Annotated in this window: 22 protein-coding genes; 13 read left to right on the forward strand and 9 right to left on the reverse strand. The window is 67.2% G+C overall.

The genetic code is table 11. The features are described 5' to 3' along the window. The first annotated feature begins 17 nt into the window (after window positions 1–17). The 11 genes from mutM (at window position 18) to gyrB (ending at window position 13,145) form a co-directional block, all read left to right on the forward strand. The gene (gene mutM / locus Q8K49_RS06040) at window positions 18–881 is read left to right on the forward strand and encodes a bifunctional DNA-formamidopyrimidine glycosylase/DNA-(apurinic or apyrimidinic site) lyase (protein WP_305304819.1); all 864 of its coding nucleotides are present in this window, start codon (window positions 18–20) and stop codon (window positions 879–881) included. A 129-nt stretch (window positions 882–1,010) separates the two neighbouring features. Then, window positions 1,011–1,547 (forward strand): DUF1697 domain-containing protein, encoded by a 537-nt coding sequence (locus Q8K49_RS06045; RefSeq protein WP_305304820.1) that lies wholly within the window; start codon window positions 1,011–1,013, stop codon window positions 1,545–1,547. A gap of 63 nt (window positions 1,548–1,610) precedes the next feature. Then, window positions 1,611–2,297, forward strand: coding sequence for a hypothetical protein (locus Q8K49_RS06050; protein WP_305304822.1), 687 nt, complete (start codon window positions 1,611–1,613; stop codon window positions 2,295–2,297). 137 nt (window positions 2,298–2,434) lie between these two features. After that, window positions 2,435–2,884: a hypothetical protein gene (locus Q8K49_RS06055; protein ID WP_305304824.1), complete on the forward strand. Its 450-nt coding sequence runs from the start codon at window positions 2,435–2,437 to the stop codon at window positions 2,882–2,884. Window positions 2,885–3,023: 139 nt separating this feature from the next. Continuing rightward, entirely contained in the window at window positions 3,024–3,812 is a 789-nt protein-coding gene (locus Q8K49_RS06060; RefSeq protein WP_305304826.1) for an enoyl-CoA hydratase-related protein, read from the forward strand. 106 nt (window positions 3,813–3,918) lie between these two features. Next, entirely contained in the window at window positions 3,919–4,188 is a 270-nt protein-coding gene (gene rpsT / locus Q8K49_RS06065) for a 30S ribosomal protein S20 (protein ID WP_305304827.1), read from the forward strand. A gap of 461 nt (window positions 4,189–4,649) precedes the next feature. Continuing rightward, window positions 4,650–6,086, forward strand: a complete 1,437-nt coding sequence (gene dnaA, locus Q8K49_RS06070; protein ID WP_305304828.1) for a chromosomal replication initiator protein DnaA — start codon at window positions 4,650–4,652, stop codon at window positions 6,084–6,086. Between the two features lie 226 nt (window positions 6,087–6,312). Then, entirely contained in the window at window positions 6,313–7,431 is a 1,119-nt protein-coding gene (gene dnaN / locus Q8K49_RS06075) for a DNA polymerase III subunit beta (protein WP_305304830.1), read from the forward strand. Window positions 7,432–7,438: 7 nt separating this feature from the next. Then, window positions 7,439–8,890 (forward strand): ATP-binding protein, encoded by a 1,452-nt coding sequence (locus tag Q8K49_RS06080; protein ID WP_305304831.1) that lies wholly within the window; start codon window positions 7,439–7,441, stop codon window positions 8,888–8,890. A 136-nt stretch (window positions 8,891–9,026) separates the two neighbouring features. After that, entirely contained in the window at window positions 9,027–10,157 is a 1,131-nt protein-coding gene (gene recF / locus Q8K49_RS06085) for a DNA replication/repair protein RecF (RefSeq protein ID WP_305304832.1), read from the forward strand. 549 nt (window positions 10,158–10,706) lie between these two features. Further along, on the forward strand, window positions 10,707–13,145 hold the full coding sequence (gene gyrB, locus Q8K49_RS06090; RefSeq protein ID WP_305304833.1) for a DNA topoisomerase (ATP-hydrolyzing) subunit B: 2,439 nt from the start codon (window positions 10,707–10,709) through the stop codon (window positions 13,143–13,145). Window positions 13,146–13,148: 3 nt separating this feature from the next. Here the strand turns inward: gyrB and Q8K49_RS06095 are convergent, their stop codons facing one another. Both Q8K49_RS06095 and Q8K49_RS06100 read right to left on the reverse strand, forming a co-directional pair. Continuing rightward, window positions 13,149–13,583 (reverse strand): hypothetical protein, encoded by a 435-nt coding sequence (locus tag Q8K49_RS06095; protein WP_305304835.1) that lies wholly within the window; start codon window positions 13,581–13,583, stop codon window positions 13,149–13,151. Between the two features lie 64 nt (window positions 13,584–13,647). Beyond that, entirely contained in the window at window positions 13,648–14,817 is a 1,170-nt protein-coding gene (locus tag Q8K49_RS06100) for a DNA cytosine methyltransferase (protein ID WP_305304836.1), read from the reverse strand. 96 nt (window positions 14,818–14,913) lie between these two features. Here Q8K49_RS06100 and Q8K49_RS06105 point away from each other — a divergent pair, with 96 nt between their 5' ends. After that, a complete protein-coding gene (locus tag Q8K49_RS06105) occupies window positions 14,914–17,460 on the forward strand; it encodes an ATP-binding protein (protein ID WP_305304838.1) in 2,547 nt (848 codons plus the stop codon). 3 nt (window positions 17,461–17,463) lie between these two features. Here Q8K49_RS06105 and rutA read toward each other — a convergent pair whose 3' ends face one another. From rutA to rutB, 4 genes are read right to left on the reverse strand one after another with little or no spacing between them, the layout of a single operon-like run. Continuing rightward, complete coding sequence (gene rutA, locus Q8K49_RS06110; RefSeq protein ID WP_305304840.1) at window positions 17,464–18,531, reverse strand: pyrimidine utilization protein A; 1,068 nt, start codon at window positions 18,529–18,531, stop codon at window positions 17,464–17,466. 12 nt (window positions 18,532–18,543) lie between these two features. Continuing rightward, window positions 18,544–19,362 (reverse strand): pyrimidine utilization protein D, encoded by an 819-nt coding sequence (gene rutD, locus Q8K49_RS06115; RefSeq protein ID WP_305304842.1) that lies wholly within the window; start codon window positions 19,360–19,362, stop codon window positions 18,544–18,546. 5 nt (window positions 19,363–19,367) lie between these two features. Beyond that, window positions 19,368–19,757 (reverse strand): pyrimidine utilization protein C, encoded by a 390-nt coding sequence (gene rutC / locus Q8K49_RS06120; RefSeq protein ID WP_305304843.1) that lies wholly within the window; start codon window positions 19,755–19,757, stop codon window positions 19,368–19,370. Window positions 19,758–19,768: 11 nt separating this feature from the next. Further along, window positions 19,769–20,473: a pyrimidine utilization protein B gene (gene rutB / locus Q8K49_RS06125; protein ID WP_305304845.1), complete on the reverse strand. Its 705-nt coding sequence runs from the start codon at window positions 20,471–20,473 to the stop codon at window positions 19,769–19,771. Window positions 20,474–20,561: 88 nt separating this feature from the next. Between rutB and Q8K49_RS06130 the strand changes: the two genes are divergently transcribed. Then, a complete protein-coding gene (locus Q8K49_RS06130; RefSeq protein ID WP_305304846.1) occupies window positions 20,562–21,152 on the forward strand; it encodes a malonic semialdehyde reductase in 591 nt (196 codons plus the stop codon). Between the two features lie 77 nt (window positions 21,153–21,229). Here Q8K49_RS06130 and Q8K49_RS06135 read toward each other — a convergent pair whose 3' ends face one another. The 3 genes from Q8K49_RS06135 to Q8K49_RS06145 are packed head-to-tail and all read right to left on the reverse strand — an operon-like array spanning window position 21,230 to window position 25,786. Further along, a complete protein-coding gene (locus tag Q8K49_RS06135; protein WP_305304847.1) occupies window positions 21,230–21,931 on the reverse strand; it encodes a L,D-transpeptidase in 702 nt (233 codons plus the stop codon). Beyond that, window positions 21,928–24,228 (reverse strand): filamentous hemagglutinin N-terminal domain-containing protein, encoded by a 2,301-nt coding sequence (locus Q8K49_RS06140; protein WP_305304849.1) that lies wholly within the window; start codon window positions 24,226–24,228, stop codon window positions 21,928–21,930. The genes Q8K49_RS06135 and Q8K49_RS06140 overlap by 4 nt, the downstream gene beginning before the upstream one ends. A 52-nt stretch (window positions 24,229–24,280) precedes the next feature. After that, window positions 24,281–25,786, reverse strand: a complete 1,506-nt coding sequence (locus tag Q8K49_RS06145) for a ShlB/FhaC/HecB family hemolysin secretion/activation protein (protein WP_305304851.1) — start codon at window positions 25,784–25,786, stop codon at window positions 24,281–24,283. Window positions 25,787–26,232 lie beyond the last annotated feature (446 nt).

Below are 26,232 nucleotides of genomic sequence, written 5' to 3' on the forward strand. Positions count from 1 at the left end.
CGGGGTATCCGTTTCGCATGCCCGAACTCCCCGAGGTCGAAACCGTCCGTCGAGGCCTCGAACCGGTCCTGACCGGGGCGCGGCTGACGCAGGTGCGCCAGAACCGGCCCGACCTGCGCTTCCCCTTTCCGGAGCGGTTCGTCGAACGGCTGGAGGGCGCCGTCGTCGAGCGCATCGACCGCCGCGCCAAATATCTGCTCATGCCGCTGTCGACCGGCGAGACCTGGGTCAGCCACCTGGGCATGACCGGCCGCTTCACCCTGGACGGCGAACAACTGGGCGAGTTCGAGGAATCGGCCCCCATCGCCGGCAAGCATGAGCATGTCAGCCTGTGCGCGGTCAGGGGCGGGACCACGACCCGCGTCGGTTTCGCCGACGCCCGCCGCTTCGGCTTCATGGGCCTGATCCCCACCGCGGATGTCGAGACCCATCCGTGGTTCGCCGCCCTTGGCCCCGAACCCTTGGGCAACGGCTTCTCCGCCGCCCATCTGGCCGAGGCCTTCGCGGGCAAGAAGCAGAACATCAAGGTCAGCCTGCTGGACCAGCGCATCGTCGCCGGCCTCGGCAACATCTACGTCTGCGAGGCCCTGTACCGCGCCCGCATCTCGCCCCTGACGGCCGCGGGCAAGGTATCGAAGCCCCGCCTCGAAACACTCGCCGCCGTGGTCCGCGACGTCCTCAACGAAGCCATCCTCGCCGGCGGTTCGACGCTCAGGGATTTCGCCAACGCCGACGGCGGGCAGGGCTATTTCCAGCACCGTTTCGACGTCTACGGCCGCGAGGGCCAGCCCTGTCTCGCGGAGGGTTGCCCGGGCGTCGTCAAACGCACCGTCCAGGCCGGCCGTTCGACCTTCTGGTGTCCGGGCTGCCAGAAGCGGTGAGGGGCTTGGGGTATGGGGTGTGGGGGCTTTGGGGTGTAGGGTAGCGCGTCAGAGCTGGACGCTGCGATCAGAGCCCTGTGTCCCGCCGCCCTGCCTCCCCCATACCCCACACCCCACACCCTCTTCCCCATGACCCACCGCATCATCCTCTTCCGCGGCATGAACACCGGCGGCGTCCGGGCCCCGGTCGCCGAACTGCGCGCCATGGCGGCGGACATGGGGCTGAAGAACCCGCGTACTCTCGCGGCCAGCGGCAATCTGGTGGTCGAGAGCGGCAAGGCCCCGGACGCGCTCGAGCACGACATCGAAGCCGCAATGGCCAAGACCTTCGGCCTCAAGGTCGCCGCCATGGTCCGAACCCCGGATCAGTGGGCCAAACTGGTCGCCGCCAACCCCTTCCTCAGGGAAGCCGCCGCCCATCCCGCCAAGGTCGTGGCCATGGTCATGAAGGACGGCATCCAGCCGGGCGCGCTGCTGGCCGTCCAGGCCCTCTGTCGCGACGGCGAGCGGGTCGAGGCCGTAAGCGACGACCTGTTTTTCTGGTTCCCCAACGGTCAGGGCGTGTCGGACATCTTCAAGAAGGCCACGCCGCGCATGCTGGGCATGGGCACCGGCCGCAACTGGAGCACGGTGTTGAGGCTGGCGGAGATGGTCAGCGTCGGCTGAGGTCGGCGGAACCGCAGCGCTCCGTATCGGTTCACGCTCCAAGCCATCGCTCTGGAGGGACCCATGACCGACGCCTACACCTCTGACTCCGCCCATCATCCGCTACACACCCTGATTTCCTGGCCGGCCGTCCTGGCCGGCGCCATTGTGGCGGTCGCGGTGGGCGCCATGCTGAACCTGCTGGGCGTCGCCCTGGGGGCTTCAGCCTTCGATCCTCGTGATTTCGACGGCGGCGACGGCGCGGGCTTCACCGCCGCGGCAGGGATGTGGATGGCCTTCGCCAACGCCCTGGCCCTGTTCGTCGGCGGCGCGGTCGCGACGCGCGCGGCCAAACACGCTGACCACCACAAGGGCGCCCTGCACGGCCTGGCCGTCTGGGCCCTGGCCTTCCTGCTGGCCATCACCATCGCCAGCGCCGCCGGCGCCGGCGGTGTGGCGGCCATCCTCGGCGGCGACGCCCGGGACGGCGACGTCGGCGAAACGATGGTGAGCGACCGCTACCCGTCCAGCCGCGTGATCGAGGGCGAACTGATCCAGCCGGCGCCCTTGCCCGCGCCCGTCGAGACCGAGGAAGCAGCCGACACCACCGCCATGCTGGCGCTGTGGGGTTTCCTGACCATGCTTATCGGCGCGATCGCCGCGATCTTCGGCGGCCTCTACGGGGGCCGCAACCATCGCTGGATCGACAAGGCCATGGACGGTCGCCGCCACGACGACGTCCGTCGTGACGAGGCGCCGCGAGTCCTCTGATCCGCACAGGGGCGGCCCCGGTTCGGGCCGCCCCTGGACCTCTGCAGGACCGGGCCGAAGGCGGCCGCGCTTGTCTCCAGCCATGGCCGCCGAAACGGACGCGGACACGGCCGGGCTGACGGGGTAAGGAGCGGCGCATGACCCACCGCCGCACCCATCTCTGGATCAGCCTCATTGTCGGCGTCGCCGTCTGGGGCGCCTATTTCGCCCATTTCCTGCAGCAGATGCGCCGCGGCGAGACCGGCGGTCTGGCCCTGTGGTTCCTCGGCGCCCTCGCTGTGATCGTCCTCGCCGAAACCGTGGCCACGGGTCTGATCGCCTGGCTGTTCCGCCGCCGCGCCCGGGCCCTGGACGAAGGCCCCACGCTTCAGGCGGCGCTGAAGGCCAGCCATGTCGCCCTGATGCTGTTGATCGTGATGGCGCTGGCCGCCGCCGCCATGCTCGCCTTCGCCTCCCTGTTCGGCTGGAGCCTGAACCTGTCCGGCGCGCGCGGTCAGGTCATCGCCGCCAACGCCCTGCTGGCCATGGTGGTCGCCGCCGAACTGCTCCGCGCCGCCCTGACCCTGGCGCTGATTCCGCGGCGGTGAAGGAAGTGACGAGTGACGCGTGACGAGTGGCGAGGGTCGTCCTCTGACCCTGCCACGCCTCAGGCCTTGCCCGCGACCTCTCGCACCCCCTAATCACTCGCCACTCGCCACTCGCCACTCGCCACTCCGGGAGCTTCCCATGGCCGAAACCTATTCCACCCTGCTCATCGAACGCCATGCCGACGGCTATGCGGTAGTGACCCTGAACCGGCCTGAGGCGCTGAATGCGCTCAGCTCGACCGTGTTCAGGGATCTGTCGAACTTCCTCGACACGGTCGAGCATGACGACAGCGTGCGCTGCCTGATCCTGACCGGCTCGGGCGACAAGGCCTTCGCGGCCGGGGCCGACATCAAGGAGATGCAGGACCAGACCTATGCCCAGATGTATTCGGGCAATTTCTTCGCCCTCGGCCACGATCGCATCACCCGCTTCCGCAAGCCGATCATCGCCGCGGTCAACGGCTTCGCCCTCGGCGGCGGTTGCGAACTGGCCATGCTGTGCGACTTCATCGTCGCCAGCGACAAGGCGAAATTCGGCCAGCCCGAGATCAACCTCGGCGTCGCCCCCGGCATCGGCGGCTCCCAGCGCCTGACCCGCCTGGTCGGCAAGTCCAAGGCCATGGACATGGTCCTGACCGCCCGGATGATGGATGCTGCGGAGGCTTTAGCGTCCGGCCTCGCCAGCCGCGTCGTCCCGCACGACACCCTGCTGGACGAGGTCCGCAAGATCGCCGCGAAGATTGCCTCGCAGAGCCCCTTGGCCGTCATGGCCAACAAGGAAATGGTCAACGCCGCGCTCGAGACCACCCTGACCCAGGGCGTCCAGTTCGAACGCCGCCTGTTCCACAGCCTGTTCGCCTTCGAGGACCAGAAGGAAGGCATGGCGGCCTTCGTGGAGAAGCGGAAGCCGGTGTTCACGGGACGCTGAGACTCGCCTTGAACCCGCCCGGCGTTTCCGCTATAGCCCCCCGCTCTTCGAGATTTCCCCGCCGTGGACCGTGCTCCGCGGCGTTTCCGTTCGTAAGGTTTGACTGATGGCCAACAATGCCGGCGCCAAGAAAGCGATCCGCAAGATCGCGGCCCGCACCGAAGTGAACAAGGCGCGCCGTACGCGCGTCCGCACCTTCCTGCGCAAATTCCAGGAAGCTGTCGTCGGCGGCGACGCCGGCGCCGCCAGGACCGCCTTCATCGAGGCCCAGTCCGAGCTGATGCGCGCCGTCTCCAAGGGCGTGGTTCACAAGAACACGGGTTCGCGCAAAGTGGGCCGTCTGGCCGCTCAACTGAAGAAGATGGCCGCCGCCTGATTTTTCGGACCCCTGACGGCCTTTCACAGGGCTGTCATGGCAAAAACCAGCGATTCCAACGGCGAGGGCGCGAAGGCTCCCTCGCCGTTTGCACGTGTGCTGATAAGCGTTTCCGGGCCGATCAGCGCTCGCGTCTGTGGCGAAATGCGGTTTTTCGTTGACTGTGTTTGGCTTTAGCGGAGTCAACAATTTTAACTGCAAATTGAGTCGCGAATCAGCGTTGACGCCCCCCTCCCCGAGGGTAAGTTCGAGCCGCTGACGCACTTCCATTCCCATACGGAATGAATGCGGCGCGGAACCAGTTTTCGTGTCGGCGTGAGACGCCTGTTCAAGAGTACGACCCCACCCGCGAGGCTCCAGCCACGCGGGACAGGAGAAGTCGTCCCGGTTCCAGGCTTCTCCGAAGGGCGTCGGGTGATGGGTTTCTAAGGGTGGCTGAGACGATGACGGGGAGCGCGCACATGGCGGGGATGACGGATCCGGATCGTATCTGGACCGAGGCGGCGGGCCGTCTGCGCAGCGAAATCGGCGAGGGGCCCTTCAGCTCCTATATCGCCCCCTCGGCCGTGCGCGCCGACGGCGCCGGCCAGCTGATCCTCGTCACCCCCACCGCCTATGCCCGCGACTGGGTGCGCAAGAACGCCCTGCGCCGCATGAACGAACTGTGGCTCGGCCTCGACGGCCTGGCGCGCCGTCTGGACGTCCGCTGCCGCGCCGAGATGGGCTCGACGCCTTCGGCCTCCCAGGTCGCCGCCGGCCGCGCCGAGGGCGCCGCCGTCATCCCGCTCCAGTCCCTGCCGCAATCGATGCCCATGGCCACCGTGGCGCCCGTCGCCGACGGGGCCCGCGCCGTGCGCGCCGCCGGGCTGCAGGAACGGCTGACCTTCGACAGTTTCGTGGAAGGGCAGGGCAACGCCTTCGCCCTCGCCATCGCCAAACAGGCCGCCGCCTGGGCCGACGGCCATTTCAACCCGATTTTCTTCTGCGGCCCCTATGGCTACGGCAAGACCCACCTGCTGAACGCCATCGCCTGGGAGGCCCAGCGCCTCCGGCCGGACGCCCGGGTCGTCTATCTGACCGCCGAACGCTTCCTGTCGACCTTCGTCCGCGCCGCGCAGGACCGCACCATGGCGGCGTTCAAGGACAGTCTGCGCAACGCCGACATGCTGCTGATCGACGACGTCCAGTTCGTCGGCGGCAAGGCCGGCACCCAGGAAGAACTGCTCTCGACCCTGACCGCCCTGATCGAGGACGGCAAGAAGATCGTCCTCTCGGCCGACCGCCCGCCCATGGCCCTGACCGAGGTCGAGCCGCGTCTACGCAGCCATCTGGCCTCGGGCCTGACCTGCCCGGTCGAGCCTGCCGACCGCGCCCTGAAACTGGCCGTGGCCCGCAACCGGATCGAGGCCCTGGCCCGGCTCGGCGTCGTCTCCGGCGAGGCCCAGGCCGAGGTGCTTGAGCACCTGGTCGACCGCACCCCCGGCTCGATGCGCGAGCTTGAAGGCGCCGTGAACACCCTGGCCGCCGTCGCCGGCGCCCGCCTGTCCTCGCTCAGCGTCGACGAGACCCAGGCCCTGCTCGGCTCGGCCCTGCGCGGCGGACCCGAGCGCCGCATCACCGTCGACGAGATCCAGAAGACCGTCGCCGACCATTTCAGCCTCAAACAGGCCGACCTGCTCAGCGAGCGCCGCACCCGCGCCGTGGCCCGTCCGCGCCAGATCGCCATGTGGCTGTGCAAACAGCACACGACCCGCTCCTATCCCGACATCGGCCGTCGCTTCGGCGGGCGCGACCACACCACGGTCCTGCACGGCGTGCGCAAGATCGAGGAACTGATGGGCCTGGACGACCAGATCGCCCGGGATGTCGAGACGCTGACGCGCAAGCTGCGGGGCTGAAGCGAGTGGCGAGTGGCGAGTGGCTAGCGTTTGGTGCGGCTGTGGGTCGATGATCGCCTGCCTTGGGTTCGGCATGGGGGGCACGCTCTTGGCTCCTGCACTTATCCACTCGCCACTCGCCACTAACCACCAGCCACTTCCTTGCCCCGCCCGGCCAATCCGCTAGTGTCCGTAGCCCTAACTCTTTGCGGCGGCTTGTTGAGTCGCCGACGGCGGGCGAGACCACATGCAGCTGACCATCGAACGATCCGCGCTCCTCAAGGCTCTCGGCCACGTGCAGAGCGTCGTCGAGCGCCGTAACACCATCCCCATCCTGTCCAACGTCCTGCTGTCGGCCGGACGCGACAAGCTGGCCTTCGCCGCCACCGATCTCGACATGGAGATGGTCGACGAGGCCGAGGCCCAGGTGAATGTCGAGGGCCAGATCACCGCCCCGGCCCACACCCTCTATGAAATCGTGCGCAAACTGCCCGACGGCGCCGAGGTCGCGCTCAGCTACAACGGCGACGATCCCCGTCTGGTGGTCCAGGCCGGCCGCTCCAAATTCAACCTGCCGGTCCTGCCGGCCGGCGACTTCCCAGTCATGTCGACCGACACCTCGGGCACACGCTTCGTCCTGCCCAAGGAAGACCTCGCCCGGCTGATCGACAAGACCCGGTTCGCCGTCTCGACCGAAGAGACGCGCTACTATCTGAACGGCCTGTATCTCCACACCGTGGCCGAGGCCGGCATTCCGCTGCTGCGCGCCGTGGCCACCGACGGCCACCGCCTCGCCCTCGCCGAGATGCCCGCCCCCGAGGGCGCCGCCGGCGGCCCCGGCGTCATCGTCCCGCGCAAGACCATCGACCAGGTCCGCCGCCTGCTCGACGACGGCTCCGGCCCGGTCGAGGTCATGGTCAGCCCGCAGAAAATCCGCTTCGAATTCGGCCAGGCCAGCCTGACGTCAAAGGTCATCGACGGCGCCTTCCCCGACTATATGCGCGTCATCCCCAAGGGGAACGACAAACAGGCCGACATCGACAACACCCTGTTCGCCCAGGCCGTCGACCGCGTCGCCACCATCTCGGCCGAGAAGAGCCGCTCGGTGAAACTGGCCTTCGAGCTGGACCGCGTCACCCTGACGGTGCGCAACATGGAGGCCGGACAGGGGGTCGAGGAGGTCGAGATCGGCTATTCCGAAGAGCCCTTCGAAATCGGCTTCAACGCCCGCTATCTGCTCGACGTCGCCGGCCAGATCACCGGCGAGACCGCCCACTTCAAATTCGCCGACCCGGCCAGCCCGACCCTGGTCCTCGATCCGGGCGATCCGGGCGTGCAATATGTGCTGATGCCGCTGAGGGTGTAGGACGAGGGTGGCGCAAACCAGACGTTCCATCGCTCTGATTGATGACTTGCGTAGTCAACCCGCCGAGGCGTCATGGTTTGAATTCAAGGTCAACAACACCAACCCGGACAACATTGCCAAGTTGGTTTCGGCGCTGGCCAATGCCGCACGGTTGAATGACCGAGATGCAGCCTACATCGTTTGGGGGATTGAAGACGGTAGTCATAGGGTTGTCGGGACTGATTTTGAGCCAGCCTTGTTTCGCAAAGGCGATCAGCCAATCGAGTTCTGGCTTTCTCAACAGCTAGATCCCTGCCCAAATTTGAAATTTGAGACAGTCCAGCATCCCGATGGACGGGTGGTAGTTCTCGAGGTCCCGGCCGCGACTGTAGCCCCTGTTGCTGTGGGGCGGATCGCATACGTTCGGGTAGGCAGCGCCACGCCGCCGCTCGGCGATCATAGGGAGATCGAAGCTGCCTTGTGGTCGAAGCTCCGACCATTTGTCTGGGAGGCAGGGCCGGCGGCGACGTTCGTAGAAGCGGACGAAGTCTTGGAGGTGCTGGACTATGGGGCGTACTTCACGCTGACCGAGCAGCGGCTGCCCGACAATCGAAACGGCATCCTGGAGCGCTTGGAAGCAGAGCGTCTCATCCGTCGCGACGTAGGCGGACGATGGGACATAATGAACTTGGGCGCACTGCTGTTTGCTAGGCGCCTAGATTCCTTCCCGAACCTGCAGCGCAAGGCCGTTAGGGTTATCGAGTACGTCGGTAGCGACCGCACACAAACTCGTCGTCGTCACGAAGAGCCGCGCGGTTACGCCATAGGTTTTGAGCCGCTGATGGAATTCATTGGTGGATTGTTGCCCCAAAGCGAACTGATCGAAGTGGCGTTTCGGCGGCAGCATCTGTTGTATCCGCAGATCGCGATCCGGGAGCTGGTGGCAAATGCCTTGATCCACCAAGACCTAACGATCAAAGGCACCGGGCCAATGATCGAGATTTTCACGGATCGGATCGAGATAACTAATCCCGGTGAGCCCTTGCGGGCACCAGAGCGGTTTTTGGACCTGCCGCCGCTTTCCAGAAATGAAGCCCTTGCTGGCATTATGCGCCGTGTGGGCCTTTGCGAGGAGCAGGGAAGCGGCGTCGATAAGGCGTTTCAGGCGGTAGAGCTGTGGCAGCTCCCGCCGGTCGATATCCGAGCGGAAGGCAATGCAGTTAGAGTTGCTCTTTTCGCGCCCAAGCCATTTTCCGAAATGACTGCGCCGGAACGATTGCGTGCTTGTTATCAGCACGCGGGTCTTCGTTATGTAGCTGGCGGGAAAATGACCAATGCATCTCTCCGCCAAAGATTTGGATTGGAAAAAGAAAGCGCTGCTACGGCGTCCAGGATTATCCGCGACGCATTAAAAGAGCGTCTTATCAAGGTGGCCGATCCGATCGCTCCCAAGTCGGGTTATATACCGATATGGGCTTGACGATTGATTTGCAGGTCAATTGCAGGGTCCCTGTTTGTTCTGCTGCTAGCTACATTTCCCCAAACATAATCGCGTTGCGAATCAAGCAAATTGGGCGTGTCAAGTGGACGCATAACATTTGCTGGGGATTTGCAGGGTGATCACCACACTCACCCTCACCGACTTCCGCTCATACGCAGCGGCCACCCTGCCCATCGGCGCGGGGGCGGTCGTGCTCCACGGCCCCAACGGCGCCGGCAAGACCAATCTGCTCGAGGCGCTCAGCCTGTTCACCCCCGGCCGCGGCCTGCGCGGGGCTACGGCCCCCGAGATGGGCCGGCGCGAAACGGGCGAGGCGACCGGCCGGGCCTGGGCCGTCGCCGCCGTCCTCACCGACGGGGAGGGGGAGACGAAACTGGGCACCGGCGTCCAGTCCCCCGGCGCCGCCCGCCGCATCGTCCGCATCGACGGCGAAACGGCCCAGCCCGGCCGGCTGCTCGATCACCTGCGCCCCGTCTGGGCCACGCCCGAGCAGGACCGGCTGTTCTCCGACGCCCGGGCCGCCCGGCTGAAATTCTTCGACCGGCTGGTCTTCGCCGCCGACCCCGCCCATGCCGCCGCCGTCTCGGCCTATGAAAAGGCTCTGCGCGAAAGGCTGCGCCTGCTCACCGAGGGGGCGGAAGGCCGGGCCGCCGACCCCCTCTGGCTCGACGCCCTCGAGCTCCGCCTTGGCGAGGCCGGGGCCGAGGCCGCCATCGCCCGCGCCGCCGCCCTGACCACGCTGCAGGCCGCCATCGACGCCCGCAACGACCGTCCCTTCCCCCAGGCCGACCTCGGCCTGACGGGCGAGGCCGAAGCCATGGCCACCGCCGGCGTCGGCCCTGAGGCCATCGCCGCCGCCATCCGCGAGGGACAGGCCCGCAGCCGCGCCCGCGACGCCGCCGCCGGCCGCTCCCTGTTCGGCCCGCACCGCTCCGACCTGACCGCCCTGCACCGTGAAAAGAACCGCCCCGCCGCCGAGGGCTCCTCGGGCGAGCAGAAGGCGCTGGTGCTCAACCTGATCCTCGCCCAGATCACGCGGCTGTCGGGCCAGTCCGCCCGGCCGCTCCTGCTGCTCGATGAAGCCCCCGCCCACCTCGATACGCGGCGCCGCGCCGCCCTGTTCGACGAGATCGACGCCCTCGGCCTGCAAGCCTTCCTGACCGGCACCGAGGCCGAACTGTTCGACCCCCTGCGCGGCCGCGCACAGTTCGTGCGGGTCGAGGGCGGGGCGCTGACGGTGGAGTAGCCCGGCCGGTGGGCTGGAGCGCGGCGCCCCCCCCAACTGCTATCGTCATTCCGGGCGGAGAGACGCGCAGCGGCTCGGAGACCCGGAACCCCTCGTCATCCTTCGGCCGAGCGAAGCTCGGACCGGGGGAGGCGCCGCGACGGCGGCGACCCGAAGGGCGGCGCGAAGCGTCAAACACCGACCATAGCGACGGGCCGCCAATCCCTGACCGCGCTCCCGACAGGTTCGCGCTCCCGCGCGCCGCTGGGTTCGGGGTCTTCGCTGCGCTGCGCCCGGAATGACGATAGCGGTTTGGGGGTCTGGCGCACTGCTACCGGGCTTCGCGCCCGGCGCTCCGCCGGCCCTTCCCAACCGCCCTGGAAACAGTGCGGCGCCGAAGGCTGCGCGGGTCCCCGCGTGACGCCGCTTTTCCTCGCAATTCCGCCCGGTTTTCCTATATGTTGCGGGCATCGGCGCGGATCGGATTCGCGCCCTGAAAACAGTCCGTTCAAGGCGGTCTCGCCGCCGCCTTCACAGGCCCTCCGAGAGGGCGTTTCACCGACCGAATATATGACCGACAACACCGAGACCGCGCGCAACGTCGACACCGCCGAAGAGGCCGCCTACGGCGCCGATTCCATCAAGGTCCTCAAGGGCCTGGACGCGGTGCGCAAACGCCCCGGCATGTATATCGGCGACACCGATGACGGCTCGGGTCTGCACCACATGGTCTATGAGGTGGTCGACAACGCCATCGACGAGGCCCTCGCCGGCCACGCCGATCTGGTCCAGGTCATCCTCAACGCCGACGGCTCGGTCACCGTGACTGACAACGGCCGCGGCATCCCCACCGACATCCACGGCGGCGAAGGCGTCTCGGCGGCCGAGGTCATCATGACCCAGCTGCACGCCGGCGGTAAGTTCGACCAGAATTCCTACAAGGTCTCGGGCGGCTTGCACGGCGTCGGCGTCTCGGTCGTCAACGCCCTCAGCGACTGGCTCAAACTGGTCATCTACCGCAACGGCAAACGCCACGAGATGCGCTTCGAACGCGGCGACACCGTCGAGGCCCTGAAGGTCACCGGCGACGCGCCGATGCGGGACAATGGAAAGGTCCTGTCCGGGACCGAGCTGACCTTCTACCCCTCCATCACCACCTTCGCCCATATCGACTTCGACCTGAAGACGCTCGAGCACCGGCTGCGTGAACTGGCCTTCCTCAACTCGGGCGTGGTCATCAAGCTGCGCGACGATCGCGGGGCCGAAAAGTTCGAGGAAATCCTGCACTACGAGGGCGGCGTCGAAGCCTTCGTCCGTCACCTCGACAAGTCCAAGTCGCCGATCCTGAAGGACGTCATCGTCATCCGCGGCAAGAAGGAAGGGATCGAGATCGATCTCGCCCTGTGGTGGAACGACAGCTACCACGAGACCATGCTGTGCTTCACCAACAACATCCCCCAGCGGGATGGAGGCACCCATCTGTCGGCCTTCCGCGCCAGCCTGACCCGCGTCATGGGCGGCTATATCGACGCCGCCGGGGCGGCGAAGAAGGAGAAGGTCACCGTCTCGGGCGAGGACGCCCGCGAGGGCCTGACCTGCGTCCTGTCGGTCAAGGTGCCGGACCCCAAATTCTCGTCGCAAACCAAGGACAAGCTGGTCTCGTCCGAGGTCCGCCCGGCCGTTGAGGGCCTGTGCTCCGAAGGCCTGTCGACCTGGTTCGAGGAACATCCGGTCGAGGCCAGACAGGTCGTCGCCAAGATCATCGAGGCCGCCGCCGCCCGCGAGGCCGCCCGCAAGGCCCGCGACCTGACCCGGCGCAAGACGTCGATGGACATGGCCTCCCTGCCCGGCAAGCTGGCCGATTGTCAGGAACGCGACCCGGCCAAGTCCGAACTGTTCATCGTCGAGGGCGATTCCGCCGGCGGCTCGGCCAAACAGGCCCGCAACCGCGAGAACCAGGCCGTCCTGCCTCTGCGCGGCAAGATCCTCAACGTCGAGCGCGCCCGCTTCGACCGCATGCTGTCGTCCGAACTGATCGGCACGCTCATTCTGGCGCTCGGCACGGGCATCGGCCGCGACGATTTCAACGCCGACAAGCTGCGCTATCACAAGATCATCCTGATGGCCGACGCCGACGTCGACGGCGCCCACATCCGGACCCTGCTGCTGACCTTCTTCTATCGCCAGATGCCCGAGCTGATCGAGCGCGGCCACGTCTATATCGCCCAGCCGCCGCTCTACAAGGTCGCCAAGGGCAAGCAGTCCCGCTACCTCAAGGACCAGTCCGAGATGGACTCCTACCTGATCGAGGAGGGCTCATCCGAGGCCGAGCTGGACCTGCCGACCGGCGAGCGCCGCACCGGTCTGGACCTGCAATCCCTCGTTCGCGAGGCCAAGGCCTTCAAGGCCGGCGTCGACCGCCTGTCGCAGCGCGCGCCGACCTTTGCCATCGAACAGGCGGCCCTCGCCGGCCTGTTCGACGAGGCCGGCGCCGATCCGGCCCAGGCCGCCGACCGTCTCAACCTCTATGCCGAGGAAGGCGACGGTCCGTGGACCGGTTCGCCGGGCGCGCAAGGCGCCGTGGCCTTCGAACGCGTGCGTCGCGCCGTCACCGAGCGCATCGTGTTGGAAGAGGCCTTGATCCGCTCGCTGGACGCCCGCCGTCTGGCCGAACGCTCGGCCGCCTTCGAGGGCCTGTTCGACAAGCCGGCCGTCTTCCGCCGCAAGGACAAGGCGGTCACCGTCCGCGGTCCGCTTGACCTGCTGGAAGCGGTGCTGGACGCCGGCAAGAAGGGTATCACCATCCAGCGCTACAAGGGCCTGGGCGAGATGAACCCGGAACAGCTGTGGGAGACCACGCTCGACGTCAACGCCCGCACCCTGCTGAAGGTGCAGGTCGAGCATCAGGAAGACGCGTCGGACCTGTTCGCCAAGCTGATGGGCGACGTGGTCGAGCCGCGCCGCGAGTTCATTCAGGCCAATGCGCTCGATGCGGCGGTGGACGCCTGATCGTCAGGTCGAGGGGACCCTCGCCTCGACAAACGCGCTGATCGTCGGCCAGTGAGGCGGATTGGCCCGCGCGCCATCGCACGCGATCTCCTTCAGGATGCCCGGGATGGTGTCGTCGCGGGCGTCCAACCAGTCGCTCTCGTCCGGATATCGGCCCGACTCGACGCCGTCGGCCCCGTACTCGACCGACAGCGTGCTGCGCCACTGCTTCGCGCCGCAGCGGAATTCATAGGTGTCGATGGTGTGGCTAAGGTCCCCAGCCTCGCCCCGCAGCGGAACCATGGCCAACTGGACGCGGGTGATGTCGCCCTCCACCACGATGCTGTCGACGTCGGCCATATAGGCCGAGTTGGCGCTGCGCGAGAATGCGTGCCAGGTTTCCGCCGCCGCCGGTGTTGCAAACCCCAGAATCGCCAGCCCCGCCAGTATGACTCTCATGATGACCTCCCTGGTTCCCCCGACGCCATGATGCGCCGCTGAAAAGCTTTGGCAAGAGCGTCCGTCAGGCCGCCCGGCGCAGCCTCGCCTGCGCCGCCAGCAACGGCTCGAGCAGCCATTGCGCCAGATGCCGCACCACCGGCACGGCGACCCCGTCTCCGGTCAGGTGACAGGCGGCGCTGTATGAACCGGGCAGGCGGTAGCTGTCGGGCAGGCCCATCAACCGCGCCGTCTCCCGCGCCGACATCAGGCGGGACCGGACCTGCCCGCCTTTGACCACCAGCAGGGTCTGCCGGCTCGACCCGCCGCCCGGAGTCCGCAGGCAGCCAGCGATGTCGAACCGCACCTCGGCGCGCTGAATCCGCCCACCCGCTGCGTCGCGCCGCGTCCGGCGGTACAGTCCCCCGACACAGCGTTCCCCCGTCCGCCGCGCCGCCTCGACCTTGGCCAGATTTCGCGGCGACATCAGCGCCAGCAGCCGCGCCGTCTCCGCCGCCGAATGCCAGCGGACGTCCGACGGTGCAGGCTCGATCACCGACGCCAGCCCGGCGACCGGGGTTTCGGGCTCGGGCAGCCGCCACCAGACCATCCGCGCCCGCAACGCGACCGGCAGCCGCTCCACCGCCCGGCGCAGAGCCGGCGTATGGAACGGCCCCTCAGGCAAGGGCGACATCAGGGTCGGATCAACGGCTGTATCCTCGTGTACGCCGATCACGAACAGCCGCGGCCGCGACTGCGGCAGGAAGCGGTCGGCGTTGATGACCAGGGCGCCGCACCGGTAGCCGGCGTCGGCGAAGGTTCGGCAGATGGCCTCGAAATCCCGCCCCCGGTGCGAAGTCAGGGTTCCGCAGACATTCTCGACGGCCACGATCCGCGGCGCACGACCCTCGGCGGCCAGCGCGCGCGCCAAACTCCAGAAGTCGTGAAATGTCCCTGACCGCTTGCCGCCGAGACCCGCGCCGGCCCCGGCCAGCGACAGATCCTGGCAGGGAAACGAACCCCACATCAGGTCCGCGGCGCCCGGTAGATCGGCGGCGATAAGGCCTGCGATATCGCCGAGCCGCAGGCCGGCGTCGCCCCAGTTGGCGTGATAGGCAGCGGCCTTGGCCGGATCGAAGTCATTGGCGAACAGGCAACGCCATGTCTCGCCCAGGCCGGCCCGAACCATGCCGCCGCCGGCGAAGAACTCGTAATAGCCCCCCGGCGAGGACGGTCTGACAGACGATTCGGCCATTGCCGGACGCTGACGCGGGCGCGGGCGGAAGTCCACAGACGGTCCGACCCCGGAAAAGTCTCGCGTCGCTAAATCTTGTGAAAGGATCGGCGGTTGATGATCGGTCGTCTTCCCGGAACCAACATGCCCCCAGTAAAGTTTGTTCTCGTCGCCGTCCTGCTTTTCGTACTCGCCATCCCCGGCGGGGCTCGGGCTGCGACTCAGTCCCGCGAGAGCCGTGTTGAGCTGGCCCAGCGCGTCGAGAACCGGGCCGCCATCACCAGCTTTCCGGCCCTTGAGGCCTTTGGTGAAGCCGCCCTGACCCATTCGGGTCGCGAGGGTCTGAACCGGCTCTACCACGTCATGTGGATCACGCTGAACCAGGGCGATTTCGAACGGGCCGAGGTCTGGAACAACCGCCTCGCCGCCGCAGCTCTGGCCCGACGGGACGAGCGGTATCAGATGATCGCCCGGCTGAACGCCCTGACCATCCGCTACGACAGCGGCGACATGGCCGCCTCGGTCGAGATGGACCAGATCGCCCGCACCACCACGGACTGGTTCGTCAAGGCGCACGCCATGCGCCTCAGCGCCCTCGCGCTCATGGACCGCGACCGCATCGGCGAGGCGCTGCGCATGCTGACAGCGGCCGACGCGGTCATTCCCGATGACGCTCCCTATGCCGACACGGCCCGCGCCGGGCTGTGGGAGGTCACTGGCCTCGCCCTGATGGACCTGAACGACATCGAGGGGGCGACCGCGGCCTTCCACCGCTTCGAGATCGATTTCTCCAACCCCGCCTATCCCCGCCCCGATTTCGACGCCCTCTACAACCTGACGCGCCTGTCGCTTCAAGTCGGCGATCAGGAACTGGCGAACCAGCTCTATGCCGCCCATCACCGGCTGTCCCGGCGAGCAGGGCTGGAGAGCCTGATGGTATACGACGCCAACCTGTGCGCCATGGTGGCCGAGGGCGGGGGCGACTCGCGCGGAGTCCTGAACTGCCTTTCACCCTATGGAGCCGATCTCGGCGCGGCGGACTTCCTGGCGCCGCAGATGCTGCCGTCGCGGGCCCTCGCCTATGCCCGGACCGGCCAGCTCGGTCTCGCCCGCCGCGATCTCGCGGAGATCCGGCGCCGCGAAGCCGCCGGCCTGTTCCGCGAAGAGGGCTTTTCGGAAGTCCCCCGGGTCGAGGCCGCCCTGCTGTTCGCCGAGGGGCGGACCCGCGAGGCCTTTCAGCGGTTGGAGGCCTACCACAAGGCGCAGGACGTCCAGACCGCGCGGCGGTTCAGCGCCGGGATCGGACAGGTCACAGGCGACATGCAGGAGCAACTGGCCGAACGCCGCCGCCAGCTCGACACCGCCCGGATCAACGAAAGGCTGAACGGGGACGTCATCAGTTCGCAGCGATGGGTCGTCGGGATCGTTGTGGTTTTTCTCCTGACGGCCGCGGGCCTGCTGGTCTGGCAGTGGCGCTCGGCCGGGCAATTGCGTCTGGCCCGGCGGGCCGCCGAGGAGGCCAGCCGGTCCAAGAGCGTCTTCCTCGCCAATATGAGCCACGAAATCCGCACCCCGCTGAACGGCGTGGTCGCCATGGCGGATGCCCTGGCCCGAAGCGATCTGGGCCAGCGCGAACGCGAGATGGTCGATATCGTCCGGTCGTCCGGTGACACGCTGGAACGTCTGCTCTCGGACATCCTCGACACCGCCAAGATCGAGTCCGGCCAGATCACCATCGAACCGGCGCCGTTCCTCCTCGCCGACCTCGTGCGCGAAACCGCCGCCCTGTGGCGACCCAAGGCCGAGGCCAAGGGGGTGGCGCTGGCGATCGAGATCCCCGCCGGGGCGGAGCGGCTGGTCTATGGCGATGCGGTGCGCATCCGCCAGATACTGACCAATCTGGTCAGCAATGCGCTGAAATTCACGGCGGAGGGCGAGGTCCGGCTGAGCGTCGAGGAGGCTGCGGACGACCGCGTCCGCTTCACCGTGACGGACACTGGCGTCGGCTTTGAACCGGATCAGAGGGCCCGCATCTTCGGCCGCTTCCATCAGGCCGACGGCTCGATCACGCGCCGCTTCGGCGGCACCGGTCTGGGCCTGACCATCTCACGCGAACTGGCCGAACTGATGGGCGGCGGTCTGGAATGCGACAGCGAGCCCGGCGTCGGCTCCCGCTTCTGGTTCGAGGCCCCCTTGCCGCTCGCCGAGGCGGTTCAGACCGCGGCGGCGCCGGTCGTCGAGGTCGATGCCGGGGGAGTTCCGCTGCGGATCTTGCTGGCGGACGATCATCCGGCCAACCGCAAGGTCATTGAGGTTCTGTTGTCGGGCGCCAGCGCCGATCTCATATGCGTCGCGGACGGAAGCGAGGCCCTGGAGGCCTTCCGGGGTGGCGGCTTCGATCTGGTTCTGATGGACATGCAGATGCCGGTGATGGACGGCCTGACCGCCACCGCCGAGATTCGCGCCTGCGAGACCGAGCGCGGCTGGATGCGCACGCCTGTGCTGATGCTGACCGCCAACGCCATGCCAGAACACGTCGAGGCGGGCCGCAAGGCCGGCGCCGACGGCCACCTCGCCAAGCCGGTGACTCTGGCGACCTTGTTCGCGGGCATCTCCCAAGTCATGGACGCGGCCGAACCGGAAGTCGACGCCGACGCCGCCTGACGGTCAGGCGCTCTTCACATGGGCGCGACAGGTCATCAGCGGCTGGATGCGGCGACCGAAATCCTCGATCCCCTTCTCGAAATCGTCGAAGGTCAGCAACACGCCCGCCGTGTCCGGCACCATCGCCACCTCGTCCAGCATCCGCGCGATCGAGGCGTGTGATCCGACCAGCGTGCCCATATTCAGGTTCACCGCCGCCATCTCCGCCGCCAGTTGTTTGGTGTTGGTGTCCTCAGAGGTGTTGCCTGACGCCTGACCGACCAGCCAGGCCACGGCCTCCTTGTCGACGCCATTGCGATAGCTTTCCCACTTGGCCATGGCGGCCTCGTCGGTCTCGTCGGCGATGACCATGAACAGGATGTAGGCGCTGACGTCGCGGCCGGTCTTCTCCTTCGCGGCCCTCAGCCGCTCATTGACGTCGGCGAAGGCGGTCGGGGTGTTGGTCCCCTTGCCGAGGGCGAAGCTGTAATCGGCATACTCAGCCGTGAAGGCCAGTCCCTCGGTGCTCGACCCGGCGCAGATCAGCTTGGTGTCGGGGGCGCGGGGACTGACCCGGCAATCGGTCATGGTGAAATAGTCGCCCTTGAAATTCGACACCCCGGTGTCGAACAGGTCGCGCAGGATCCGGGCGTATTCGGCCAGATAGTTATACCGGTCCCTGTAGTGTTTATCGCCCGGCCACAGGCCCATCTGGCTGTACTCGGCCTCGGCCCAGCCGGTGATCAGATTGATGCCGAACCGGCCGGGCGCGATCGAGTCGATGGTCGCGGCCATGCGGGCCACGATGGCCGGCGGCATGGTCAGGGTGGCGGCCGTGGCGAACAGCTTGATCCGGTCGGTGACGGCCGCCAGCCCCGCCATCAGGGTGAAGCTCTCGAGATTGTGCTCCCAGAACTGCGTCTTGCCGCCGAACCCGCGCAGCTTGATCATCGACAGGGCGAACTCGAGGCCATAGCGCTCGGCCGCCTGAGTCACCTTCTTGTTCATCTCAAACGACGGCATGTACTGCGGCGCCGTCTCGGAAATCAGCCAGCCGTTGTTGCCGATGGGAATGAAGACGCCGACTTCCATGGGGGTGATCCTTCAGCAGGGCAGGGGCTCGCCGCAGAGAAAGGCGATCAGGGTCGCATTGAACGCATCCGGAACCGTCGCCGTAAAGGCATGACCGCCCCAAGGCGCGATATCGAGCGTCGCATTGGGCAGGCGCTCCGCCAGCCGGCGCGAGCACAGGGCCGGGACCAGCATGTCGTCGGCCGAGGCGCTGACCAGCACGGGACAGGCGACCTCACCCAGCCGGTCGTCGATGTCGAAGGCCAGCAGGGCGTGGATCCGGGCCAGCATATTCTCCCGGCCTTGGAAGCCCGCGAGGTGGTGAACCTCCTCCTCGGCCAGCCGCGCTGCGTTCTGCGATATCCAGTCCGCCGGATAGAGGAACAGCGGCTGGGCGTGGACATAGGCCTCGGGCCCGCTGTCGTTCAGCAGGCTGATCCGGGTGCGGAAACAGCGGGCGACGTGCCGGTCCGGCCGGCTCCAGCCGTTGATCACGGCGACGCTCAGCACCCGCGATGGGCTGTCGAGCGCCAGTCGCAAACCCGCCAGCCCGCCGGCGGCGTGGCCGACCACATGCACCGCCGCCTCGCCGAGGGCCTCGATGATGCCGGCGATGTCCCGCGCCATGTCAGAGACGGCGTAGGGGGCGGGCAGGGCGCGGTCGCTGCGGCCGGTGCCGCGATGGTCATAAAGCACGACCCGGAACCGCGCCGTCAGCGCCACCATCTGCGGCGCCCAGAAGGCGCCGGAACCGGCCAGCCCGGCGGACAGGATCACCACGTCCCGGACATCATCCGGACCGTCGCTGTGAATCTCATAGTGGACGCCGTCGGCGCGGCCGGTCCGGACCAAGGCGGTCAGCGTTTGCCGACGTGGGCGATGGAGGCGATCTCGACCAGGAAGTCAGGCCGCACCAGGCCGCAGACGATGCAGAACCGCGCCGGTTTCTCGCCCGGAAAATATTCCGCATAGACCTTGTTCATGGCCGCATAGTCGGCCCAGTCCTTGAGGAAGATGTGGTTCATGGTGACGTCGTCCATGGTCCCGCCGGCGGTCTCGATCACCGACTTGATGGTCTCCAGTACGGCGCGCGTCTGGCCCTCGGCGTCCCCGACATGGGCGACGTTGTTGTTCTTGTCGAAGGCCAGGGTCCCCGAGACATAGACCACCCCGTCGGCCATCGTGCCGGGCGAGAAGGGGGCGATCGGCGTCTGCGTGCCGGGCGGGGTGATGACGGTCTTGGGCATGGTGTCTCCTGTCAGGCGTCCGGCGCGATCTGTCCGACGACGCCCTTGAAATCGGCGACGCTGGAGACCCAGCCAAAGAATGTCTCGATGTTGTAGAGCGCGGCCTGCTGCACGAATTCCGGCCCCGCCTGATGGGTGGCGTCCTCCAGCACGATGCCGAAATATTCGAGGAAGAAGCCGTCGCGCAGGGTCGATTCCACACAGACATTGGTGGCGATGCCGACGAAGACCAGATTGCGGATGCCGCGCGACCGCAGCACGCTGTCCAGCTGGGAGTTGAAGAAGCCGCTGTAGCGGGTCTTGTGCAGCACGATGTCGCCCGGCTCGGGCTTGAGCGCATCGACGATCTCATAGTCCCAGCCGCCACGCGCCAGCAGCTGGCCCTGCAATTCGGGCCGCGCCCGCATCGTCTTCAGGGCGTTCGACTTGTGCCAGTTGGGCGAGCCCGGCCCGCCGGCCTCGACGTAGTCGGGGTCCCAGCCGTTCTGGAAATAGATCACCGGCATGCCGGCGCGCCGCGCGACCTCCAGCACCCCGCGGCTGTTGTCGATCACCTTCTGCGCCCCGGCGATGTCGAAACCCGCCAGGTCGAGATAGCCGCCGGGCGAAGCGTAGGCGTTCTGCATGTCGATGACGATCACCGCCGTCTGACGGGCCGACAGCGGGATCGGCTCGGGCCGGGCGGGCAGGAGGAAGGTGTCGTCGGCCGGGGCCATGCGTCGGAAAATCCTGCGATTGATTGACCGCCACCATGGCATAGGCTGCGGCGGCGCCAAACTGTCCGGGCGCGGAGTCCAACCCGCCATGTCCGACCGCCTGCCCGATGCCTCACTCGACTGCCTCTTCCTGACCGCCCGCACGCGCAACGCCTGGTCGCCCGAGACGGTATCCGAGGCGCTGATTCGCGAAATCTACGACCTGGCCAAATGGGGCCCGACCTCTGGGAACTGCTGCCCCGGCCGGTTCCTGTTCCTGACCAGCGACGCCGCCAAACAGCGGCTGTCGCCCTTCATGTCTTCCGGCAACCGGGCCAAGACGCTTCAGGCGCCGGTCAATGTCATCGTCGGCTATGACCTGAATTTCGCGGAAAAACTCCCGGTGCTCTACCCGCAGAATCCGGGCGCCGTCGGCTGGTTCGCCGATCCCGAGGTCGCCCGGGAAACCGCCCTGCGCAACGGTTCGCTGCAGGGGGCCTGGCTGATGCTGGCCGCGCGGTCGCTGGGCCTGGATTGCGGACCGATGTCCGGCTTAAAGACGGCCGCGGTGGACGAGGAATTCTTCGCCGGTACGCCGTGGCGGACCAATTTCATCTGCAACATCGGCTACGGCACGGACGAGAACCTGCACCCGCGCAATCCGCGCCCAACCTTCGACGAAGCTTGCGCCATCCTGTGAGCCGCCGACTTCGAGCCAAGGCGACCACGCCAAATGCGAGCAGGGCGTCCGGGTAGCCGCGCTCGCCGCCAGTCAATTCACGGCGGCCCGCCACCGCCCGGAGCTAACGGCGCAACGCCCGTATCGAGGGGAAACACGTCCGCCAGGGATCGGGTCTCCGGCAGGATATAGACGATCCCGGTGGTGCCGGTGAACGCGGGTTGCACGACCTCAACGTAGAAATCCACGGGCACGTTCACGCAACCATATGAGATCCGGTTGTCCTCAGCCGTGGTCGAGGCGAGGCGTTGCAGCCGCCGGTCCGCCGCCCGTGTGGTGACGACCGGATGCAGGGACAGGGCGGCGTCATAGTCGATCCACAGAATGCCTTTGCCGCCGAGGTTCTCCCCCAGCGAGGCCAGGAACCGCCCGGTCGGGGTGATGCGTTCTCCCGGTGTGATGGCTGACAGGGGACGGTCGCCGACGCCGGCCGGCGAGATGTCGCCCCGGGCCAACCCCAACAGGACCGGCGAGGTTCCGAGTAGCTGGCCTTCGCGGTTGAAGGCCAACACCTCGGCGTTGATCTTGTCGATGATCAGGAAGGGCAGACCCTGATTGTCGGCCGTCTCAAGCACCCACGCCTTGAGCTGTCGGGCGGCGGACGAGGCGTCGGCCTCGACGGGCCTGTCCGGGCTGCCCGGCGCCCCGGAACGCTCGTCTGCGAGGCCCGACCCCACGAACAGCAGTCCCAGCGCCAGTCCGCCCGTCGCCGCGCGCCACAGGGAGGGAGGCGCGGTCAATTGCGATCCTGCTTGGGCGGATAGACCGGGACGGGCGGCGGCGGTGGTGGGATCGGCGCGGTCCGCCGCGGGGCCTCGACGACCGCCTCGACCGGCGGGGGGACGGGCGTCGTCTCATACGCCGGCATTCGCACGCCGGAGTCGACGACCACGAGGCCGAGGTCTCCGGCGGGTGTCACGCCAGGATAGGTCACGGTGGGATAGGGTCGGAAGGGAGAAGTGACCGTTGGCGGTGTCGGCGGGGGAGTGGGCGGCAGAGGAGGAGGCGGCGGAGGCGGAGGCGGAGGAGGCGGAGGAGGAGGCGGCAGCGGCGCGCTGCTGATCGTCCCTCGTGTCCGGAAGGTTGATACGCAGCAGGCTCCTGCAAGGGCGTACAGGTGCGCGTTGGGCCCCTCAAGAGTGTAGCTGCTGTAGGTGATCCCTACGTCGGCCCCGGCCTCCGCGGAATCAAACCTTGCGCTGGCGCCGGGCAAGGCCACCAGCGTGACCCCTGTTGGGAGGCCCGAGGTCGCGGTGGTCCTGAACCCCGTGAGGGCGGTGGCCGTCGTTCCGTTGGCTACCCGACTGCCATCGGGGAACAGTAGCATCCGCTGGGTCAGCGTGGCGCCTTCCGTCAGGGTGAACCGGGTCGAGAAGTCCGTCGGGGTGGTATAGGAAACCGGGTTGTAGTTGATGGTCGCCGGGGCGTTGGTGACGGTGACCCGCGGAGCGAGCGGGCTGAACACAATGGTTCCGCCGTTCACGCCCGGACCCGTGCCGTCCGCGCCGGCGATCAGGGTCAGACCGACCGGAAGGCCGAGGCTTTGCGCCACGATTGTGCTGCCCCGGGTCAGGGTGATGGCCGCGTCGATATGGACGTCGTGTCCGGCGCACAGCGCGATGTTTCCATCGGTCGTGGTGATCGCATGGAAGACGTTCACATTGCGGCCGCCTTCCAGCAGGACGCTGCCGTTGACCGTTGTGATGGGTGCATTGACGTTCACATCCCGGCCGCAACAGGCGACGAGATTGCCATTGGTGGCCGTGATCGCGGCGTTGATGTTGATGTCCCGGTGGGCATTCAGCGTCAGGGTCGTCGGGTTGGAGGACGCGGTCCAGGCGATGGCGTCGTTGACGTGGATATCGCCGTTGCCGGGCTGGCCGGCCCCCGGGCCGGTGAGCGTGCTGATCACAACGTTGGTCGTCACCAGCTGGGCGGAAAGCGTCGCGCCAGAGATGTTGCCGCCCGCGCCGATGGTGAAGTCGGCCGGGTCGATCAGCCAGGTCCCCGTGTCGCCATGCGGAGCGTCCGTTGTGATACGGGTTTCCGAGGCGATGTTCACGGTCCCGGCGGAGGTTTCGATGAAGCCGCCGTCGCCCCCGCCGGGCGCGCTGGCGTCGAGGACACCGCCGACGTTCAGCACGCCGCTCGACATATCGCCCAGCAGCAGGATCGTGCCGTTCCGCTCGCCGATCGTCCGCGCCTGGATGACGCCGGTATTGTTCACCACGGTGCGGAGCAACTCGCCTGCGCCCTGGGCCGTCATGACCACCCGGCCGCCGTCGGCCTGCATCATGCCGCCGTTCTGGACCAGTGCGTTGGCCGCGCCGCGATCGACCACCACATTGAGAAGGCCGTCGCCGGCGACATCGAGCGTCACCGCCTCGCCCGCGGCGAGGACGATGGTCCCGAGGTTGGCCTGGATCAGACCCTCGTTGCTGACGCTGCCGCCCAGAAGCGCCACATATCCGCCGTTCGCGACGATGGAGCCCTGGCTAAGCACGGAGCCTGATCCGGTTCCCGTGAAGCGGTAGTCGCCGGCCATGAAGTCGGCGTCGGTCATGTCCAGGGTAGAGGCGACCAGACCGCCGACATTGACCTGCGAGCCCGGCGCGAACAGCACGCCATTCGGGTTGATCAGGAACACCTGGCCGTTCGAGGTCAAGCTGCCGAAGATCGACGATGCGTCCGGACCCAGCACCCTGTTCAGGGCGACCGAACTGCTGTTCGGCTGGACGAAGACGACGCTGCCGCCCTGGCCGATGGAGAATGTCTGCCAGTTGATCGCCACGTTCTGGGTCGACTGGTTGATCGTCATCGCGCCGGGGCCGGTGGCGATGGTCGCCCCGCCGGCGGTCACCGATCCGCCGGTCGGAAGGGTCTGGGCCTGGGCCGTGGCTCCGAAGGACAGGGATGCGGCTAGGCCCGCCACGACGAAGCCGGCCAGGGCGGTCGAGGCGGACAGGGCGTTCCGGCGAGCGCACACGCCGCCGCCCCATTTCATGCCGCTGGCGATCTGGTGGTGGAGTCTGGTCATCAGAACGTCCTTGTCTTCAGGAGCATGGCGGGAAAGGCGGCGGAAGCGGTCATCAGAACAGCTTGACGATCTGGAACCACACGCGGCCGCCGTCGTCCGGTCCGGATGTTGCGATCTGGTCGCCCAGCCGATGCGCATAGGTCACCCTGACCAACAGGTCGTCCGGCCCGGACCAGACCACGCCGGCGCCGATGCCGCTGCGTCGGGCCTGATTGGTTCCGGCCAACCATGGGTCATGGGCGAAATCGACCTCGCCGGTATCGACAAAGCCGATGAGCTGGAACCGGCCCGGCAAGGATGGGGTCCACTGATCCAGAGACAGGCGGGCCTCGACGGTCGCCACATAGCCCTCGTCGCCGTAAGCCTCGCCTTCCGGATAGGCGCGAACCGCATAGGCGCCGCCCAATTCCATTTTTTCGGACGGGTCGAGATTGTCTGTGGCCATCTGCCCGCGAAGCGAGCCGTAGAGTGACAGCGGTCCGCTGACCGTCTGCAGTCTTGAGACAGCGTACTGAAGCTTGTTGAACCCGCCCTGGGTGCGCGCCGTGGCCGCGTCGGCGGCGCGCTCGAACGGGTTTTCGATGTCGAGCTCGCCCGAGGTCCAGGACCATGAGCCCGTGTTCCAGCCTCCGCCGCCGAACCCGTCGCGGGAATCTCCGCGCGCACCCACTGTCAGCGCCCGGATTTCCTTGTCCGAGACCTGGGAGACGAGGCCGATTTCATCGCTGAGGTATTTGGCGTCGAAACTGGCCAAGGCATAGAGGTTGGCGTTCCGCGAGCGGATCAGCGGGTAGCTGGCGAAGGCGCTGAAGATGTCAGCCGTGCCGCCGGCGTCCAGAACCTCGAACTCGCGGCCGAGATCGTACCGCATATGGGTATAGGCGACGCCGACGGTCGCGTCGCCGAGCGGGGCTTGCCAGGCGCCTCGACCGAAGGCCAGGCCTTCGGTCGAGGCGAGCAGCCGCAGGCTGATCAGGTCGCCAAGACCGGTAAGGTTGGCGAAATTCACCGATCCGCCGAACCGGTAGGCGCCGGTGTAGCGATTGCCGGCGTTGTCGGCCTCGAGGCTGCCGAAAATCCGGGGCGCGCGGGTCAGGTCGACCGTCAGATCCGAAGAGCCGACCTCCGCGCCCGGCGACAGTGTCGAATGGACGGCGACCCCAGGGATATCGGACAGCAGCAGCAGGCGGCGTTCGAGCGGCGCGATCGCCACCGGGCCGCCGGAGTTCAGGCCGCTCAGCACCCCGGTTGCCACGGCGTCGGACACGCCGGACTGGTTGCGCAACTCGATCGCGCCGTAGCGGCCTTCGATCACGGCGATGGTCACCGTACCCGCAACGACATCCTGCGCCGGCAGATAGGCCTGGGCGAGCACGTAGCCGCGGTCATTGTAGAAGCGGGTGATCCGGGCGGCCGCATTCCGCAGCTCCGGCAGGGTGAGGTCGCGGCCGGGCGTGACGTTTGCGACGGCCACCAACTCGGCTTCCGTGAACAGGGTCGCGCCGCTTACCCGCAGCGCGTCCACGCGGATGCGCACGCCTTCGGCTGCGGAATCCATCGAAGGTTCCGGGCGTTCAATGCGGATGTCCGGCGCAGCTCTCAGGGGGATGGCTGCGGGGGGAATCTGCTGCAGTTGCCCCGCGACTGGCGATTGCTGGGCGTAGGCGTTCTGCCCCGTCGCCAATAGCGCAGCCACAATAAGACTCGATCTGAACATAGCCCCTCGAATTGCCGCGGCGGTATCAGGGTGCAACGGCTCCCACGCGACAGGGAACACGCACGTAGGCAGGATCGATTGTTGGCGACGACCTGAGAAATATACTCGCAGCCCGCGAGTTGGTCTCAGCTAGCTGACAATAAAGAACTTAGCGTTTTCAGATATTAACAAGACGTGAACAGCTCGTTCACGCAAGATTGTGAAATACAGAACGCACGTCGACTTTATTTGTTCCTCGTATTCTGGCCGAATATTGGCGACAGCGCCTCAGAAATTGGGCCGGTCTA

It is taken from the genome of Brevundimonas sp. (assembly GCF_030682035.1).
GTDB lineage: Bacteria > Pseudomonadota > Alphaproteobacteria > Caulobacterales > Caulobacteraceae > Brevundimonas.